A 15,702-nucleotide genomic window follows, 5' to 3' on the forward strand; every position below is an offset into this window, starting at 1 on the left:
CAAATCAGGCAGGGCTGAGGCAGGGAAGAACTCCCGAGTTGACGCTTTGTGATCCGGACCACAAGATGCCGCGTGAAGTTATAGTTACGGGCAAGTAACAACACTCGCTAGTTTCGCGTCGGTAAAGAATTGGCCAGGGCTTAGCGGAACTGTCACTGCCGGTTGGCCACTTGCCCCCCTGCCGCCGCGCGGCTACGCCACGCCGAGCACCGCCGCCGGACCGAGCACCCCTGCGCCGAAGCGGGCGCGGGCGCGGTCAGTGGCCTCCTCTATGCGGCGGGCCTTGTCGTCATCCGCGTCCAAGGTGAGCTGGTGGGCGGCGAGTTCGGCGGCCGTGAGGCCCTCGGCGCGCAGCGCCACCGCCCGCACCCGGGCGCGTTGCAGCCCGAGCGCCGTGTACATGCGGTACGCGGCGTCGGTGAGCGCCGCGGTGTGTCCGGTCGGCTCGGGCAGCGCACGGGTTCGGGTGGTGGTCGAGCGGTCGGCGTAGCGGACGGTGAGGGTCAGGGAGCGGGCGACCTGGCCCGCGCCCCGTAGCCGCGCGCCCAGCTCGTCGGTGAGCGACAGCAGTGCGCGGCGGTGCCGCACCGGGTCCAACTCGTCGCGGTCGAAGCGCCGTTCACCGCCCATGGAGCGGGCCGGCGCGTTCGGGGTGACCGGTGTCGGATCGATGCCGCGGGCCCGCTCGTACACCCGGCGCCCGGCGCTTACACCGAGGATCCGTTGCAGGGTACCCAGCGGTACGGCGGCGATCCGGCCGACGCTGTCCAGCCCGTAGTCGCCGAGCAGCCGCGCCGTGGCGGGCCCCACGCCGTGCAGCGCGGCGGCGGGCTTACCGGCGAGGAAGGCGGCGACCGCGTCCGGCTCGGCGGGCAGCGTGCGCACCGCGCCTCGCTGACCGTCGTACGCGACCATCCTGGCCAGTACGGGGTTGGCGGCGACGCCGATGGTGCAGTCCACGCCGTGGCGGGCCAGCGCCCGCACCCTGATCAGGTCCGCCAACTCCTCGGCGGTGCGCCCGAAGTAGCGCAGACTGCCCCGCACATCGGCGAGCGCGGCGTCCGGCGGCAGCGCCTCCACCACCGGTGTGATCTCACCGAGCAGGGTGAGCAGCGCCCCGTAGGACTCCTCGCTCAGGGCGGCGCCCGCGGCGGAGTGCAGATGGACGTACAGCACATGCGGCACGTCCCGCGGTGCGGACACCAGGGTGAGCCGTCGCCCGGCGCCGGTTGCGGGCGACTCGGTGAACCGGGTCACCGCATCGTATACCTGACGCCCAGTCATCCCGCGCTCCCCGGGCTTGAGTGCCACAACTTGCGGCCGGTGGCGGCACCTTCGCCGGGCGGCTGGAGGTCGGCCCACGGGTGAAGCCGGTAGCCGGTGGGCAGGTGGATTCGGCGGCCGTCGGCGCCGTCCGTGTCGTCCTGCGGCCCCGCCACCGCCGCCAGCCGCTCGGCGACCGCCGCCAGCCCGCCTTCCCCGCGCAGTTCGGCCAGTTCCGCGAGGTTCCACGCGGCGGCACCGACCACGCTGAGGCTGCGCGGGCCGCGCCGCTGCACCACCCCTCGCACCAGCAGCAGCCAGGAGTGGAAGACGGTGTGCGCGCAGGCGGCGTGGCTGTCGTCGAAGAAGGCGAGGTCGACCAGGCCGGTGCCGTCGTCCAGGGTGGTGAAGATGACACGGCGCCCGGAGCGGATCGGCGGAGTCTGGGTGGCCGCCTTCGCCCCGGCGACGAGGACGGTCTCACCGTGCCGCACCGCGCCCAGCCGGTTCGCCGGGACCACTCCCAACTCCCCCAGGAACGCGCGGTGGTCGTCCATCAGGTGCCGTGAGGAGTCCATGCCGAGCACCCCGAGTTCGGCGCTCAGCCGTTCGCCGTCGTCCATGTCGGGCAGTCCGGTGCGGGCCGCGCCGGTCCCCGTCTCCCCGGCGGGCAGCGGGAGTTGGCCGTCCCGGGCGGACCTGCCGCCGCGGTGCAGCTCGGCGGTCTGGAGCAGCAGGTCCCGCCGGTTCTGGCCGAAGGCGTCCAACGCGCCGACCCTGACCAGCCGTTCGGCGACCGGGCGGCTGGGGCGGGCCCGCTGCCACAGGTCCGACAGCGAGGAGTACGGCTGCCCGGCGACCAGGCGGGCGGCCTCCTGCTCGCTGATGCCGTGCACCTCGGACAGCGCCAGCCGCAGACCCCACTTACCGGACACCAGTTCGATTCGATAGTCCGCACCGGACCGGTTCACGTCCAGCGGCAGCACCGGCACCCCGCGCCGCCGCGCGTCGGCGAGCAGCAGCCGCTTGGGGTACATACCGGGGTCGTGGGTGAGCACTCCGGCGTAAAAGGCCGCCGGATAGTGGGACTTGAGCCAGGCCGACTGGTAGGTCGGTACGGCGAAGGCCACCGCGTGCGCCTTGCAGAAGCCGTAGGAGCCGAAGGCCTCCAGGATCTCCCAGGTGTGCCTGATGACCTCGGGTGAGTAGTCCCGGCCGCGCGCCCGCGCGGTGAACCAGGCCCGCACCCGTCCCTGGAGGTCGGGGTCGGACAGCGCACGCCGCTTCTCGTCGGCCTCGTCCCGTTCGCAGCCGGTCATGATCCGCATGATCTCGATCACCTGCTCATGGAAGACGACAACTCCATAGGTCTCCTTCAGCACTTCCGCCAGGTCGGAGTGCGGATAGCGCGGCTGCCTGCGGCCGTGCCTGGCCTCGATGAAGGGGCGCACCATGTCGGCCGCCACCGGGCCGGGCCGGAACAGCGAGATGTCGACCACCAGGTCGTGGAAGGTGCTGGGTTGCAGCCGTCCGATCAGATCGCGCTGGCCCGGCGACTCGATCTGGAAGCAGCCGAGCGTCTCGCTGGACCTGATCAGGTCGTAGGTCGCGCGGTCGCCGGGCGGTACCGCGCCCAGGTCGATCCGCTCGCCCGAGGCCCGCTCCACCTCCTTGATCGCGTGCGCCATCGCGGACTGCATTCGCACCCCGAGCACATCGAGCTTGAGCAGCCCGAGTTCCTCCACGTCGTCCTTGTCGAACTGGGACATCGGGAGGCCCTCGCCGCTGGTCGGCATGACCGGGGTGCGGTCCAGCAGTCCGGCGTCGGAGAGCAGCACTCCGCACGGGTGCATGGCGACCCCGCGAGGCAGCCCGTCCAGCGCCTCGACCAGCTCCCACATCCGCCCGTACCGGTCCGCGTCGATCCCCCGCAGCTCGGGCAGTTCGGCGAGCGCGGCACGGGCGTCTCGGGCCCGGATGTGCGGGAAGGACTTCGCCAGCCGGTCGGTCTCCATCGGGTCCATGCCGAGGGCGGCGCCCACGTCCCGTACGGCGTGCCGGACCCGGTAGGTCTCGGGCATGGCGACGGTCGCCACGCGGTCGGCGCCGAAGCGGTCGAAGATCGCCCGGTAGACCTCCAACCGCCGGGCGGACTCCACGTCGATGTCGATGTCGGGCAGCGCGGCCCGGCGGTCCGACAGGAAGCGCTCCATGAGCAGGCCGTGCTCCACGGGGTCGGCGCCCGCGATTCCCAGCAGATGGTTGACCAGGCACGACGCGCCCGAGCCGCGGGCGGCGACCCGGATGCCGAGGGCCCGGGTGTCGTCCACGACCTGGGCGACGGTGAGGAAGTACCCGGCGTAGCGCAGCCGTTGGATGATGCCCAGCTCGTGTTCCAGCCGGTTCCAGTGCTTCCGGCTGCGGTCGTATCCCCTGACCACCATGGCGGCGGCGCAGCGGGACCGCAGCACCCGGTCGGCGCTGCGGTTTCCCGCGCCGACCAGGTCCGGCTCGGGGAGGTGCACCCGCCCCATGCCGAGGTCGTCCGCCGGGTCGACGGCGCACTGCGCGGCGGTGCGCGCCGTCTCGTCCAGCAGCCGGTACGCGACGGCACGGCGGTATCCGGCGGCCTCGGCGATCCGCTCGGCGATCCTGACCATGGACGCGGTGTCCTTGAGCCAGCGCTCTCCGGTGTCCAGCGACTCCTGCCTGCGGTTGTCGATGGGCACCAGCAGGCGCGCCGCGTCCAGGACGTCCGCGACCTCGCCCTGGCCCGGGTCGGCGTACCGCACGGCGTTGCTCAGCACCGGCCGCACCCCCTGCTCGGCGGCGAAGCCGAGGGTACGGGCGGCAAGGCGCAGCGAGCCGGGGCCGGTGCCGTGCCGTCCGTGGTACGCGGCCTCCAGGCGCAGCGCGTCCCCGTACACCTCCCGCCAGGGCGCGAGCAGCCGGGCGGCCCGGTCGGGCCGGCCGGCGGCAAGTTCCCGGCCGACCCCGGAGTCGGCGCCCAGCAGTACGGTCACCCCTTCGCCGGTCAGGTCCTGCCAGGTCAGCCGGGGCCGCCCGGGGGCACGGTGGGCTGCGGAGACCAGTCGGCACAGCGCGGCCCAACCGGCCGCCCCGTCCCGGGCCAGGAAGATCGCGCGCGGCGCCGACTCGTCGACGAAGGCACCGCCCCGTGCCGGAGCGGGCCGCCGCGCCGCGCCGTCCACGGTGCCCCGCTCCGGCACCTCCGGCACGGCGAGCCCGGCCCCGAAGACCGGCCGCACCCCGACCTTCCGACACGCCCCGGCGAACCGCACCGCCCCGGCGACGGTGTCCCGATCGGTCAACGCCAGCGCGTCCATCCCCCGCTCAGCGGCGCACTCCGCCAACCGCTCCGGGTGACTGGCCCCATACCGCATGGAAAACCCGGAGAGGGCGTGCAGGTGTGTAAAGCCAGCCATGCACACCTCCCGCTTCCCACTCGCGCCCCTCCCTCCGCTTCCGCCCATCGGGCCTTCTCAGGTCCACCTTAAACCAGATTTCGAATGTCCGTTCGAACATATGGTGTGGTGTTCGCAAGGCGCGAAAGCGACAAAACATCCCGGCGGTGAGGAGTCGATGTCAGACCCGTGTGATGTGATCTCCCACAGCGGCGGCGTTCGGACGGGGGTGGCGGGATGGCGGAGCGGACTCGCGAGGTGCGGGTGCGGATCGAGCCGTGGGGAGAAGGTGATCTCGAACTGCTGCGGCGACTCAACGCACCGGAGATGACCGAGCACCTCGGGGGCCCGGAGAACGCGGAGCAGGTCCTCGCACGACACGAGCGGTATGTGCGGACCGGCGGGATGTTCCGGGTGGTGCTGCCACACGGCGAGCCGGTCGGCAGTGTCGGGTACTGGGAGCGGCCGTGGCGGGAGGGGACCGTGTACGAGACAGGCTGGGGGGTGCTGCCGCCGTTTCAGCGGCGGGGCATAGCGGCCGCGGCCATGGCGGCGGTCGTGGACCGGGTCAGGGCGGAGCGGAAGCACCGGTACCTCCACGCCTTCCCGTCCGTCGGCAATCCGGCGTCGAACGCCCTGTGCCGCGGGCTCGGCTTCTCGCTGCTGGGCGAGTGCGACTTCGAGTACCCTCCGGGCAGCACCATGCGGTGCAACGACTGGCGCCTGGACCTCGCCGCCGGGTGATGCCACCGCCACGGCATGGAACCGCCGGCCGCCGCCTTCGCGTCTCGACGGCCATGGATGCGGCGACCGTCATCAGGACCGCGGCCATCGGCGACCTGGACGCCATGGTCGATGTGCACACCCAGGCGCGTACCGCGTACTACCGCGCGGGCGGACTGGCCGACGCGGAGTTCGCCGACCCGGCCGAGCACGCGCAGCGGATCGCCGGATGGCGGCAGGCGATCGGCGGCGGGCGGCACCTCACGTTGTGCGCGGTGCGTGGCGAGCGGGTGGTGGGGGTGCTGTCGATGGGGACGCCGAACGAGGGGGTCTGCGAGCTGTACCAGATCCATGTGCGGCCCGGCAGTTGGGGGTTGGGCATCGGCGGCCGGTTGCACGCGGCGTATGTGGCGGCGCTACGGGACGCGGGTGCGCCGTACGGGCGACTATGTGTCTGGGAGCGCAACGCCCGTGCCCGGGCGTTCTACGCCTGCCACGGCTGGCGGGCCGACGGACAGCGCACGCCCGGGCCGGGCGGCACGGAGTACCTAGGGATGCGGCTCGCCGCCGGGTGACTCCTTCTCCCACAGCGGATGTTCACGACGCGCCCAGGCCCGCGCCACCCAGCCGGTGCGCATGCCCCGGCGGGCTTCCGGGTCATGGGCCGCCATCCAGATGTGCCCCAGCACCAGGATGGCGATGACCAGCGCCAGCCAGTCGTGCACGAAGGTCGCACCGGTGCGCCACACCAGTGGGGCGAGATGGGTGAACCACATCATCAGGCCGGTGCCGAGCATCACCAGTACCGCCCCCGCGACAAGGGCCGCGTACAGCTTCTGCCCGGCGTTGAACTTGCCCGCGGGGACCGGGCGCGGGACCGTCCGGTACCGCAGTGCGGCGCTCAGCCAGCGCCGGTCGTGCGTGTTGAAACGGTTCAGGCGGCGCAGGTCGGCGCGGACGGCCCGGAAGGCCAGACCGGCGAGCAGGGGCAGCGGCAGCAGCAGCCCCGTCCACTCGTGCACGGTCACCAACAGCCGTCGGCGGCCGACCAGTTCGGCGAGCACGGGCAGGTACAGGAAGGCGGCGGTGATCAGCGCGATGCCCATCAACACGGCGGTGGTGCGGTGGATCCAGCGCTCCGCGGTGGTGAAGCGGCGCAGGGCTTCAGGAGGTTGGGACATCGGTGCGTCCGTTCGACCGGCCCACCCAGGCGTCCACGTCGTACCCGTAGTGCTCCCAGTAGCCGGGCTGCACACGGTCGGTGAGGGTGATCCCGGACAGCCACTTGGCGGACTTGTAGAAGTACATGGGCGCGGCGTACAGCCGTACCGGGCCACCGTGCGCGGCGGTCACCGGCTTGTCGTCCATCTCGTAGGCGACCAGCATGTCCGGCCGTCCGGCCTGGTCCAGGGTGAGGCTCTCGCTGTACACCCCGTCGAAGCAGGTGAAGCGGAGCGCCTTCGCCTCGGGCCGCACACCGACCGCCGCCAGCAGGTCGGCGAGCCGCACCCCGGTGAACGCGTAGTGCGGCACCCGCCAGCCGGTCACACACTGCACGTCCCGTACCAGCCGGGTCCGCGGCATGGCCTGCAACCGCTCCAGGGTGTAGGTGGTCGGGCGGTCCACCAGGCCGTCCACGGTCAGCCGGTAGTCGGCGGCCGAGCGGTGCGGTATCGAGTCGGCCACCGAGTAGAAGCGGAAGCCCTGGCCGCCGGGCAGCAGCCCGGACAGTCCGGTCGGGTCCTTGGCCGTGACGGACGCCAGCAGGTTGTCCAGCCCGTTCTGCAGATACCCTCCGGCGGCCACCCCCGCCGCGCCGAGCCCGAGCATGCCGAGCACTACCCGCCGCCCGACGGGTACGCCGCTGCCGTCCTTGCCCATGTATCGATTCGACCACCATTACCCCCACGGTGACCAGCGGAAACGGCCACCGTCACAGATCCGTAAGCTCTGGACCGCGCACGAGGGGCCGCCCTGCACGCCGAAGGCCGCCCGCACAACGTGCGCACGGACGGCCTTCGACGGGTGGGGGGATCACAAGGGCTCGGGGATGGTGCGGGTCCTTACGGGATGGTCGCGCCCTCGGCGCTCAGTGCCGCCGGGACCGGCTGGAAGAACGTCTCACCGCCGGAGGTGCAGTCGCCGCTGCCGCCGGAGGTCAGACCGAGGGCCGCGTCGCCGTCGAACAGCGCACCGCCGCTGTCACCCGGCTCGGCGCAGACGCTGGTGTCGATCAGGCCGGAGACCGTGCCCTCCGAGTAGTTGACGGTGGCGTCAAGTCCGGTGACCGAGCCGTTGTGCAGGCCCGAGGTGCTGCCGCTGCGCTCCACCTGCTCGCCGACGGTGGCGTCGGCGGCGTGGGTGATCGCCTGCTGGTTGCCGTCGTAGGTGTCGACCGCGCTGGTGTGGTCGCTGTTCGGGTCGTCGTACTGCACCAGCGCGTAGTCCGTGCCGGGGAACTGCGAGTCGACGGTCTGCCCGACCTCGGAGCCGCCCTGGCTGTCGGACCAGGTCTGCGAGGCGTTGCCGCAGTGTCCGGCGGTCAGGAAGTACGGGGCGCCGTTCTTGGTGACGTTGAAGCCGAGCGAGCAGCGCACCCCGCTGCCCCAGATGGCGTCGCCGCTGAGGATGTACGGCTTGAACGGGGACTTCGCCTGCCGGAACGTCACCTTGTCGCCGAGTGACCTGACGGCCTTGTCCAGCCTGTTCCGGTTGGCTCCGGTCACGGTCGGGTCCGCGGTGACCACGACCTTGTCGCTGCGCGGGTCCACCGACCAGGCGGTGCCGGGTATGCGGGCCTGCTTGTTCAACGTGACCGTGGTGGCGTGCAGTTGGGCGGTGGAGTACTTGACGGCCCTGGGCACCGCACCGGCGGCGCGCACCGCGTCGGCGTCCGAAGGGCCGGTGACGTTGACGACGAGCCGCTTGGCCTGGGCGTCGTAGTACGAACCGGCCGCACGGTCACCCAGATGGGTCGCGAGGGTGGAAGCGAGTTTGACGGCGGTGGCCTGGTTCAGGGCCGCCGGAGCGGCGGTGGCCGCGTTGGCGTTGGGCAGCAGGATGGCGCTGGCCGCGAGCGCGGCAACGCCCGCGCCGGCGAGGGCGATACGTCTGGTGGGAATACGCCGGTTGCTCAACTCGATACCTCCTGTGGGGGGTTGGGCTGCCGACCTGGTGGCCGAGCCCGGAGGAGTTGCAGGGATGAGTCGTGTGCATGCCAAGCTGCGCCGACGAGTATCCCGATACCACTTGATGACATGCAAGGTCCAATTCCGGTCTGCCCCAAGGCTGGAATCCCCCACCACGGACACACGGATCACCCCCCATGCCCCTTTTGGGCACGCGAAAGCCCCGCCCCTACCACCACGAATCGGCCACCTATGAAGAAGCTGTGAGAATCCTGTGACAGTAAGCGCTGTCCTATAAGCGCTGACCGTGTCCGGTTAACGGTCAGCGGCCTGGCGCCAGGTCCTACTTCCCGTCCTCCGTGACGGTTCCGGCGTCCGGCTCGGCCTCGCCCAGCCGGACCTCGGGCAGCTCGCCATCGGACAGTTCGGCGGGCTGTGCCTCAACCGAGGGCTCCACACCGGGCGGTTCGCCGGGAATCTCGTTCGCCGTGGACGGCTCGGGCATCACGACGGACGACGCGGCGGGCGCCGACGCGGGGGCCACGGCAGCCGCCGCGTCCTGCTGCGGGTTCTGCGCGGCTCGCTCCAGAAACCTCAGCAGCTCCACCGGGAAGGGCAGCACCAGCGTCGAGTTCTTCTCGGCGGCCACCGCCGTCACCGTCTGCAGCAGCCGCAGCTGGAGGGCGGCGGGCTCGTGGGACATCGCCGCGGCGGCCTGCGCCAGCTTCTTCGACGCCTGCAACTCGGCGTCCGCGTTGATCACCCGGGCCCGCCGGTCCCGGGCCGCCTCGGCCTGCCGGGCCATCGACCGCTTCATCGTCTCGGGCAGCGAGACGTCCTTGATCTCCACCCGGTCGATCTGGATGCCCCAGCCGAGCGCCGGACTGTCGATCATCAGCGCCAGGCCCTCGTTCAGCTTCTCGCGGTTGGAGAGCAGATCATCCAGATCGCTCTTGCCGATGATGGAGCGCAGCGAGGTCTGCGCCACCTGGAGCACCGCGAACCGGTAGTCCTCGACGTTGATGATGGCGTCGCGGGGGTGGAGCACCTTGAAGTACACCACCGCGTCGACGCGCACCGTGACGTTGTCCCGGGTGATGCCCTCCTGGGCCGGGATGGGCATCGTCACGATCTGCAGATTGACCTTGCGCAGCCGGTCGACGACCGGCACGATCATGGTGAACCCGGGCCCGCGCAGCTTCTCGTGCGCATGCCCGAGACGGAACAGCACCCCGCGCTCGAACTGCTGGATGACGCGGGCGCCCGCGAGAAAGTACACCACGCCGAACGCCAGCACCGCCGACACCACGTCCACGACCATCACGGCCCCCTGCCGTCGCCGTACCAGCCAACCGCGGGCATCGTGAGATGTCCTCGTACCTCACGGTACGCCTCACGGCGGCAACCGTCAGTGGGACGCACACCGCCGACCGGTCGACTACACCTGGTAGTCGACCGGTCGGCGGTGGTGACCGCTAGCCGATGCTCGCCCCGTAGTGGCCGAGGGCCTCGGTCACCGGCTGGTAGTACGTCGTACCGCCCAGCAGGCAGTTGCCGCTGCCGCCGGAGGTCAGGCCCAGCGCGGTGTCCCCGGAGTACAGGGCGCCGCCGCTGTCGCCGGGCTCGGCGCAGACATCGGTCTGGATGAGGCCGGAGACGACGTCGCCGTTGCCGTAGTCGACGGTGGCGTTCAGCCCGGTGACCTCCCCGCTGTGCACGCCGGAGGTGCTGCCCCGCCGCTTGACCGGTTCGCCGACGTACGCGTCGGCGGCCCTGGTGATCGCCTGGCCGCGGACCGCCCCCGGGTGGGACGGCGTGGCGTTGGCGTACCGCACCAGTGCGTAGTCGTGGCCGGGGAAGGTGTAGTCGACGGTGGTGCCGACCAGCCTGGACTGTCCGGGGTCGGCGAACCACTGGGCGGCGACCTTCCCGCAGTGTCCCGCGGTGAGGAAGTAGCGCACATCGCCCTTGTGGACGTTGAAGCCGACCGAGCAGCGGAAGCCGCCGCCGTAGATGGGGTCGCCGCCGGCGAGCAGCCGGTCGAACCGCCCGTCCACCCGCCGCACCCGCACCTCGTCGCCGTACCGGGTGGCGGTGGCGCGCAGCGCGGCGAGCTGTGCTCCGCTCACCGTACGGTCGGCACTGACCACGAGTTGGTCGCTGCGCGGGTCCACCGACCAGGCGGTGCCCGGGATGTCGAGGGAGCGCAGGCGCGCTCCCACCGCGTCCAGTTGTGCCGTGCTGTGTCTGACGAGTCGGGCCCGTGCTCCGCTGGCCCGTACCGAACGCGCGGCGGCTTCGGAGGTGACGTTGACGACGGTGGTCCGGTCGGCGTTGTCGTAGTACGAGCCCGCGGTCGCCGTGCTGCCGAGGGTGCCGGCCAGGGCGGCGGCGGAGGCCGGCACGTCGGAGTACTCCGGGGCGGCCCCGGCGGTGTCGGCGGCGGGCAGGGCGATGACTCCGGCGGCCAGCAGTGCGCAGGTGACGGCCGTGGCGAGGGCACGTCTTTCGAGTCGGGGGCGGTGGTGGACGGGGCGGCGGTTGTGGACGCTGCGCTTGATCCTCACTCATGCCTCCTGTGCGGTGGAGAGCGCTGTCGCGGAGTATCCGGACGCCCCAACTCCCGCACAAGGGCGCCTTTTTGGACATGGCATGGCATGTCCTCCCAACCGTAGGGGCCGCCGGCACGGCCCCCGGCGTCAGTTCGCCGACCGATTTTGACGCGATATCAGTGGTTGTCCAATCCGGTACCATCCCCCGGCTCTGCGGGCTGCCGCAGCCCGAGGTGCTCCCGCAGGGTGCTGCCCTCGTACTCCGTGCGGAACGAACCGCGCTCGCGCAGCAGCGGGACCACGCGGTCCACGAACTCGTCGAGCCCGCCGGGGGTGAGGTGCGGCACCAGGATGAAGCCGTCGCAGGCGTCGGTCTGTACGAACTCGTCCAGCGCACCCGCCACCGTCTCCGGCGTACCGATGAAGGACTGGCGTCCGGTCACCTCGATGACTGTCTCCCGTATAGACAACTGCTTCTGCTCGGATATCTCGCGCCACTTGGCGGCGGTCGCCAGCCGGTCTCCGTGCCGTACCCGGCCCATCGTCACCTGGCCTTCCGGCTCCGGATCGACGTCGGGGAACGGGCCGTCCGGGTCGTATCCGGACAGGTCGCGCCCCCACACCTGCTCCAGGAAGACGATCGCGGTCTGCCCGGAGACCTGCTGGCGGCGGATCTCGGCCGCCCTCTCCGCCGCCTCGGCGTCGGTGTCCCCGAGCACGAAGGTCACCCCGGGCATGATCTTCAGGTCCTCCGGCCGCCGCCCGTACCGCGCGAGGCGGCCCTTGACGTCCGCGTAGAAGGCGCGTCCCGCCTCCAGCGTGCCGTGCAGCGTGAAGATGACGTCGGCGGCCGAGGCGGCGAACTCGCGGCCCTCGGCGGAGTCGCCCGCCTGGATGACCACGGGGTGGCCCTGCGGGGAGCGGGGCACGGTGAACTCACCGTGGATGTCGAAGTGCCGGCCGTGGTGTGCGAACGGCCTGGGCTCCTCGTCCAGCGGCCAGGAGTCCCACAACTCCCGTGCGGCGGCAAGGAATTCGGCGGCCCTTGTATAGCGGTCCGCGCGGTCAAGATATCCGCCGCGCCGAAAGTTCTCCCCGGTGAACGCATCGGAGGAGGTCACCACGTTCCATGCCGCGCGCCCCTCACTGAGGTGGTCCAACGAGGCCAGTCTGCGGGCGAGTTCGTAGGGCTCGTTGAAGGTGGCGTTGACCGTGGCGGCGAGCCCCAGCCGCTCGGTGACGGCGGCGAGCGCGGCGAGCACGCTGATCGCCTCGGGCCGTCCGACCACGTCCAGGTCGTGGATGCGGCCCTTGTGCTCCCGCAGCCGGAGCCCCTCGGCGAGGAAGAAGAAGTCGAAGGTGCCGCGCTCGGCGGTCTCGGCCAGGTGCTGGAAGGAGGAGAAGTCGATCTGGCTCCCCGAGCGCGGGTCCTGCCAGACGGTGGTGTTGTTGACACCGGGGAAGTGCGCGGCCAGATGCATCCGCTTCCTGGCGCGGTGTACACCGCTGGTCATCGGGAAGCCTCCTGCGGGCGAGCGTAGCGGTTGGAAGGTCGGCGCAGGCCGAGGTGGTCGCGCAGGGTGTCACCGGGATAGAACCGCCTGAACAGGCACCGCTGTTGCAGCAGCGGAACGGTGGCGTCGACCAGTCGTCCGAGGTCGCGCAGCGGCGCCGTGGGACGGATGTGGAAGCCGTCGGCCGCGCCGTCGCGGAACCAGTCGGCGATGCGCTCCGCGAGCCGCACCGCGTCCGCCGGGTCGATCAGCTGGACCTGGATCGAGGCGAGCACGGTGAGCCGGTCCGGGTCGCGTCCGGCGCCGGCGGCCAACTGCCGTATGGCGCGCCGGACGATGCGGGCGGTATCCGGATCCTCGGTCCTTATATATATGACGTCCGCATGGCGCGCCGCGAAGGCGTGTACGGCCTCATCGGTGGCGTCCACGGCGATCACCGGGCGCCCCTGCGGCGGCCTGGGCACTATGGACGGGCCGCGCACCGAGAAGTGCTCGCCGACGAAGTCGACGTAGTGCAGCTTGTCGCGGTCGACGAAGCGTCCGGTCGCCACATCGCGGATCTCCGCGTCGTCCTCCCAGCTGTCCCACAGCCGGGCCACCGCATCGGCGACCTCGTCCGCCTCCCGCCACAGCGCGACCGGTGGTGCGACCGGGCGGCGTCCCACGTGGCCCGCCTCGGCCTCGGTCGCCGAGACCCGCACGGTCCAGCCCGCGCGGCCCCGGCTGACCCAGTCCAGGGTGGCCAGGCCGGCGGACACATGGAACGGCTCGGTGTGGGTGGTGGTGACGGTCGGCACCAGTCCGACCCGCTGGGTTCTCGGCGCGACCCTGGACAGCACGGTGAGCGCGTCGAGCCGTCCCGTGCCGGGCGCGGGCGGCGCCAGGGAGTCGTCCAGGGTGACGAAGTCCAGCGAGCCGCGTTCGGCGAGCCGGGCCAACTCCACGTAGTACGCGGCCTGGTACTGGTCGGGGGCGTCGATGGCGGCGGCCAGGTGCAGCGGCCGGGTGGGGGCAGGCATCGTTGTCTCCCCTGGTCAGCGGCGCGCGGCGGCGGCCGGGTCGGTCAGTGGCATGGAGTTCCTTCGGGTTGGAGGCGTTCAGGCACTGAGCCGTGCGGTGCCGGGCCGCTCGCCGAGGAAGGCGAGGACGGCCCGGGCCGTGGCGTCGTTCTGCCGGAACGCGGGGGCGTTGGTTCGGGGACGGGCGAAGGCCGCGTAGGCGCGCCCGTTGGTGTGCGGGCCGAGGGCGAGGCGGCGCGGGTGCGGGCGGCCGTCGCGGCCGATGAGGCGGGCGTCGGCCGGGTCGACCGCGAGCAGGCCGGTGGGCAGCAGGTGGTCGCCGTCGCGCAGCATCTCCTCGCCGCCCGCGCCGTCCTCGGCCAGCGAGCGCAGCAGCCGGTCGCGGGAGCGGTGCACCGAAGGCCCCGGCAGCCGCGCCTCGACCAGCGCCGTCGCCTCAACCTTGCCGGGCACGCCGGGACTTGAGGCCCGGAACACCCCGCGCTCGCGGTCCGCCTCGACGGTCAGGCCTGCGCCGAGGAACCGTACGACCCCGGCCCGGGACAGCGCCAGCAGTTGCCGCAGCCGGGGGGCGGGCGGCCCGGAGGCGTAGTAGCTGAAGAAGCCGTGCCACCAGCCGTCCAGGTCGGCGATCCGGGAGCGGGCGGTGAGCCTGCCCGAGCCGATGATCCGCACCAACTGCCCGTAGACCGCCAGCAGGGCGAGGAAGACCGCGAGGTCCGGGCTGTGCCGGGGGTCGGCGCGGCGGTCGAGGTCGGCCTGGATGTAGTCGCACAGGTAGCGCTGGAACGATTCTTCGTCCGGGAAGCGCAGTCCGGACAGCGGATGGTCCAGGGCGTCCGGGTCGAACCGGTCGGCGGGGTCCGGCACTCCGTCGTTGACCAGCGCGTCCAGTTCGGCGCTGGCGGGCGCGGCGGCGGCGTACTTCTCCTCGAAGTCCGGCCAGTTGACCCGGGTGCGCTCGGGGTGGGCGGTGAACAGCCGGTGGTAGAAGGCGTAGCCGAGTTCCTTGGCGATCAGCGGCCACACATCGCGCCGGAAGTCCAACGGCCCTGGCCCGGCCAGGAGTTGGTCGACGGCCGCCGGGCCGAAGAAGCGCGGCAGCGGGGTGCGCTCCCCGGTCCAGCCGTAGCCGATCTTCGAGTGGTACGGGACACCTCGCCGCGAGCCGACGTGGAGCAGCGGTTCACGGCCGGAGGGCCGGTACGTCAACCGCCCTCGCGCGTCGCTCTCGTAGCGTCCGCCGCGGCCCTCGGTGAGCAGCACCATCAGGTCGATGAAGGCGAGTCCGAAGCCGCGCACGATGACCGTCTGGCCTGGGCGCAGCGCGGACAGGTCGGTGTCGGCGGTGTACCCGGGCGGCAGGTGGACCAGGCCGTGGCGAGCGGCGAAGGCGGACAGCGCGCGCTGCTCCGGGTCCGGTTCGGAGTCCAGGTGGCCGAGGGCCAGCACCACCAGGTCGGCGGTGAGCGGGGCGGCCACCCCGTCCAGCCAGACCCGCTGGCGGCCGTCGAGCGGCCCGGTGACCCGTACCGCGCGGTACGGGTGCCGGTGCACCCGGACGCCGGGCGGCAGCGCGGCCACCGCCTGTTCGTACACCCAGCCGAGGTAGGCGCTCTGCACCCGCCTGGACGGGAAGCCGTCGGCACGCAACTCCCCTATCTCCCCGGCGAGTTCGGGTGGCGGACTGATGCTTCCCGCCCTGACCCGCTCGGCCCACTGGGCCAGTGAGGGGCCGGGGCGGATCGGCCCGGCGCACTCCACGGACTCGTCGAGGAACATCGTGACGTCCTCGGCCATGGAGTTCATCCACAGCAGCGGTGACTGCTCGTATCGCCAGACCCGTCCGGCGCCTGCCGGGTACGGGTCCACCATGTGGATGTCGAGGCGTGAACCGCCGTACACATCAGGCGCGTTGGCCGCTATCCGTTCCAGCAGCCCGGTACCGCGCGGTCCGGCGCCCACGATGACGAGCGACGGCACGGAGGCGTCCGGCTGCACGGGACGCGCGGGATATGGCGGGGAGTCAGAGGGCACAGGCATGTGAAGGCTCCGTGGCATACGGGCGGAAACTGCAC

General features: G+C 71.9%; 12 protein-coding genes. 2 read left to right on the plus strand and 10 right to left on the minus strand.

Annotated features, from left to right (window positions below; all coding sequences use genetic code 11):
• Positions 1 to 192: 192 nt before the first annotated feature.
• Complete coding sequence (locus tag P3G67_RS14410) at positions 193 to 1,284, minus strand: DNA polymerase Y family protein (RefSeq protein ID WP_276093831.1); 1,092 nt, start codon at positions 1,282 to 1,284, stop codon at positions 193 to 195.
• Positions 1,281 to 4,709 carry a DNA polymerase III subunit alpha gene (locus P3G67_RS14415; protein ID WP_276093832.1) on the minus strand — a complete coding sequence of 1,143 codons (3,429 nt, stop codon included), beginning with the start codon at positions 4,707 to 4,709 and terminating at the stop codon, positions 1,281 to 1,283. Before P3G67_RS14415 ends, P3G67_RS14410 begins: the two co-directional genes overlap by 4 nt.
• Positions 4,710 to 4,925: 216 nt before the next feature.
• Here P3G67_RS14415 and P3G67_RS14420 point away from each other — a divergent pair, with 216 nt between their 5' ends.
• Positions 4,926 to 5,432: a GNAT family N-acetyltransferase gene (locus P3G67_RS14420; protein ID WP_276093833.1), complete on the plus strand. Its 507-nt coding sequence runs from the start codon at positions 4,926 to 4,928 to the stop codon at positions 5,430 to 5,432.
• 53 nt (positions 5,433 to 5,485) lie between these two features.
• Entirely contained in the window at positions 5,486 to 5,986 is a 501-nt protein-coding gene (locus P3G67_RS14425) for a GNAT family N-acetyltransferase (protein WP_276093834.1), read from the plus strand.
• Here P3G67_RS14425 and P3G67_RS14430 read toward each other — a convergent pair.
• The 8 genes from P3G67_RS14430 to P3G67_RS14465 form a co-directional block, all read right to left on the minus strand.
• On the minus strand, positions 5,960 to 6,592 hold the full coding sequence (locus P3G67_RS14430; RefSeq protein ID WP_276093835.1) for a cytochrome b/b6 domain-containing protein: 633 nt from the start codon (positions 6,590 to 6,592) through the stop codon (positions 5,960 to 5,962). The two genes, P3G67_RS14425 and P3G67_RS14430, sit on opposite strands and share 27 nt — an antisense overlap.
• Positions 6,576 to 7,292: a molybdopterin-dependent oxidoreductase gene (locus P3G67_RS14435; protein WP_276093836.1), complete on the minus strand. Its 717-nt coding sequence runs from the start codon at positions 7,290 to 7,292 to the stop codon at positions 6,576 to 6,578. Before P3G67_RS14435 ends, P3G67_RS14430 begins: the two co-directional genes overlap by 17 nt.
• 182 nt (positions 7,293 to 7,474) lie before the next feature.
• Complete coding sequence (locus tag P3G67_RS14440; RefSeq protein WP_276093837.1) at positions 7,475 to 8,548, minus strand: S1 family peptidase; 1,074 nt, start codon at positions 8,546 to 8,548, stop codon at positions 7,475 to 7,477.
• A 334-nt stretch (positions 8,549 to 8,882) separates the two neighbouring features.
• Positions 8,883 to 9,860, minus strand: a complete 978-nt coding sequence (locus P3G67_RS14445; protein ID WP_269856173.1) for a slipin family protein — start codon at positions 9,858 to 9,860, stop codon at positions 8,883 to 8,885.
• A 154-nt stretch (positions 9,861 to 10,014) separates the two neighbouring features.
• Positions 10,015 to 11,106, minus strand: coding sequence for a S1 family peptidase (locus P3G67_RS14450; protein ID WP_276093838.1), 1,092 nt, complete (start codon positions 11,104 to 11,106; stop codon positions 10,015 to 10,017).
• A 161-nt stretch (positions 11,107 to 11,267) separates the two neighbouring features.
• Positions 11,268 to 12,605, minus strand: a complete 1,338-nt coding sequence (locus tag P3G67_RS14455) for an NtaA/DmoA family FMN-dependent monooxygenase (protein ID WP_276093839.1) — start codon at positions 12,603 to 12,605, stop codon at positions 11,268 to 11,270.
• A complete protein-coding gene (locus tag P3G67_RS14460) occupies positions 12,602 to 13,624 on the minus strand; it encodes an LLM class flavin-dependent oxidoreductase (RefSeq protein WP_276093840.1) in 1,023 nt (340 codons plus the stop codon). Before P3G67_RS14460 ends, P3G67_RS14455 begins: the two co-directional genes overlap by 4 nt.
• A gap of 78 nt (positions 13,625 to 13,702) precedes the next feature.
• Positions 13,703 to 15,667 carry an FAD/NAD(P)-binding protein gene (locus P3G67_RS14465; RefSeq protein WP_276093841.1) on the minus strand — a complete coding sequence of 655 codons (1,965 nt, stop codon included), beginning with the start codon at positions 15,665 to 15,667 and terminating at the stop codon, positions 13,703 to 13,705.
• Between the last annotated feature and the right edge of the window lie 35 nt (positions 15,668 to 15,702).

It is taken from the genome of Streptomyces silvisoli (assembly GCF_029269905.1).
Classification (GTDB): Bacteria; Actinomycetota; Actinomycetes; order Streptomycetales; family Streptomycetaceae; genus Streptantibioticus_A; species Streptantibioticus_A silvisoli_A.

Coding starts and splice junctions, on each gene's coding strand:
- P3G67_RS14430 (WP_276093835.1), bottom strand. CDS start 6,592: ATGTCCCAACCTCCTGAAGCCCTGCGCCGCTTCACCACCGCGGAGCGC.
- P3G67_RS14455 (WP_276093839.1), bottom strand. CDS start 12,605: ATGACCAGCGGTGTACACCGCGCCAGGAAGCGGATGCATCTGGCCGCG.
- P3G67_RS14415 (WP_276093832.1), bottom strand. CDS start 4,709: ATGGCTGGCTTTACACACCTGCACGCCCTCTCCGGGTTTTCCATGCGG.
- P3G67_RS14410 (WP_276093831.1), bottom strand. CDS start 1,284: ATGACTGGGCGTCAGGTATACGATGCGGTGACCCGGTTCACCGAGTCG.
- P3G67_RS14460 (WP_276093840.1), bottom strand. CDS start 13,624: ATGCCTGCCCCCACCCGGCCGCTGCACCTGGCCGCCGCCATCGACGCC.
- P3G67_RS14435 (WP_276093836.1), bottom strand. CDS start 7,292: ATGGGCAAGGACGGCAGCGGCGTACCCGTCGGGCGGCGGGTAGTGCTC.
- P3G67_RS14425 (WP_276093834.1), top strand. CDS start 5,486: ATGGATGCGGCGACCGTCATCAGGACCGCGGCCATCGGCGACCTGGAC.
- P3G67_RS14465 (WP_276093841.1), bottom strand. CDS start 15,667: ATGCCTGTGCCCTCTGACTCCCCGCCATATCCCGCGCGTCCCGTGCAG.
- P3G67_RS14420 (WP_276093833.1), top strand. CDS start 4,926: ATGGCGGAGCGGACTCGCGAGGTGCGGGTGCGGATCGAGCCGTGGGGA.
- P3G67_RS14445 (WP_269856173.1), bottom strand. CDS start 9,860: ATGGTCGTGGACGTGGTGTCGGCGGTGCTGGCGTTCGGCGTGGTGTAC.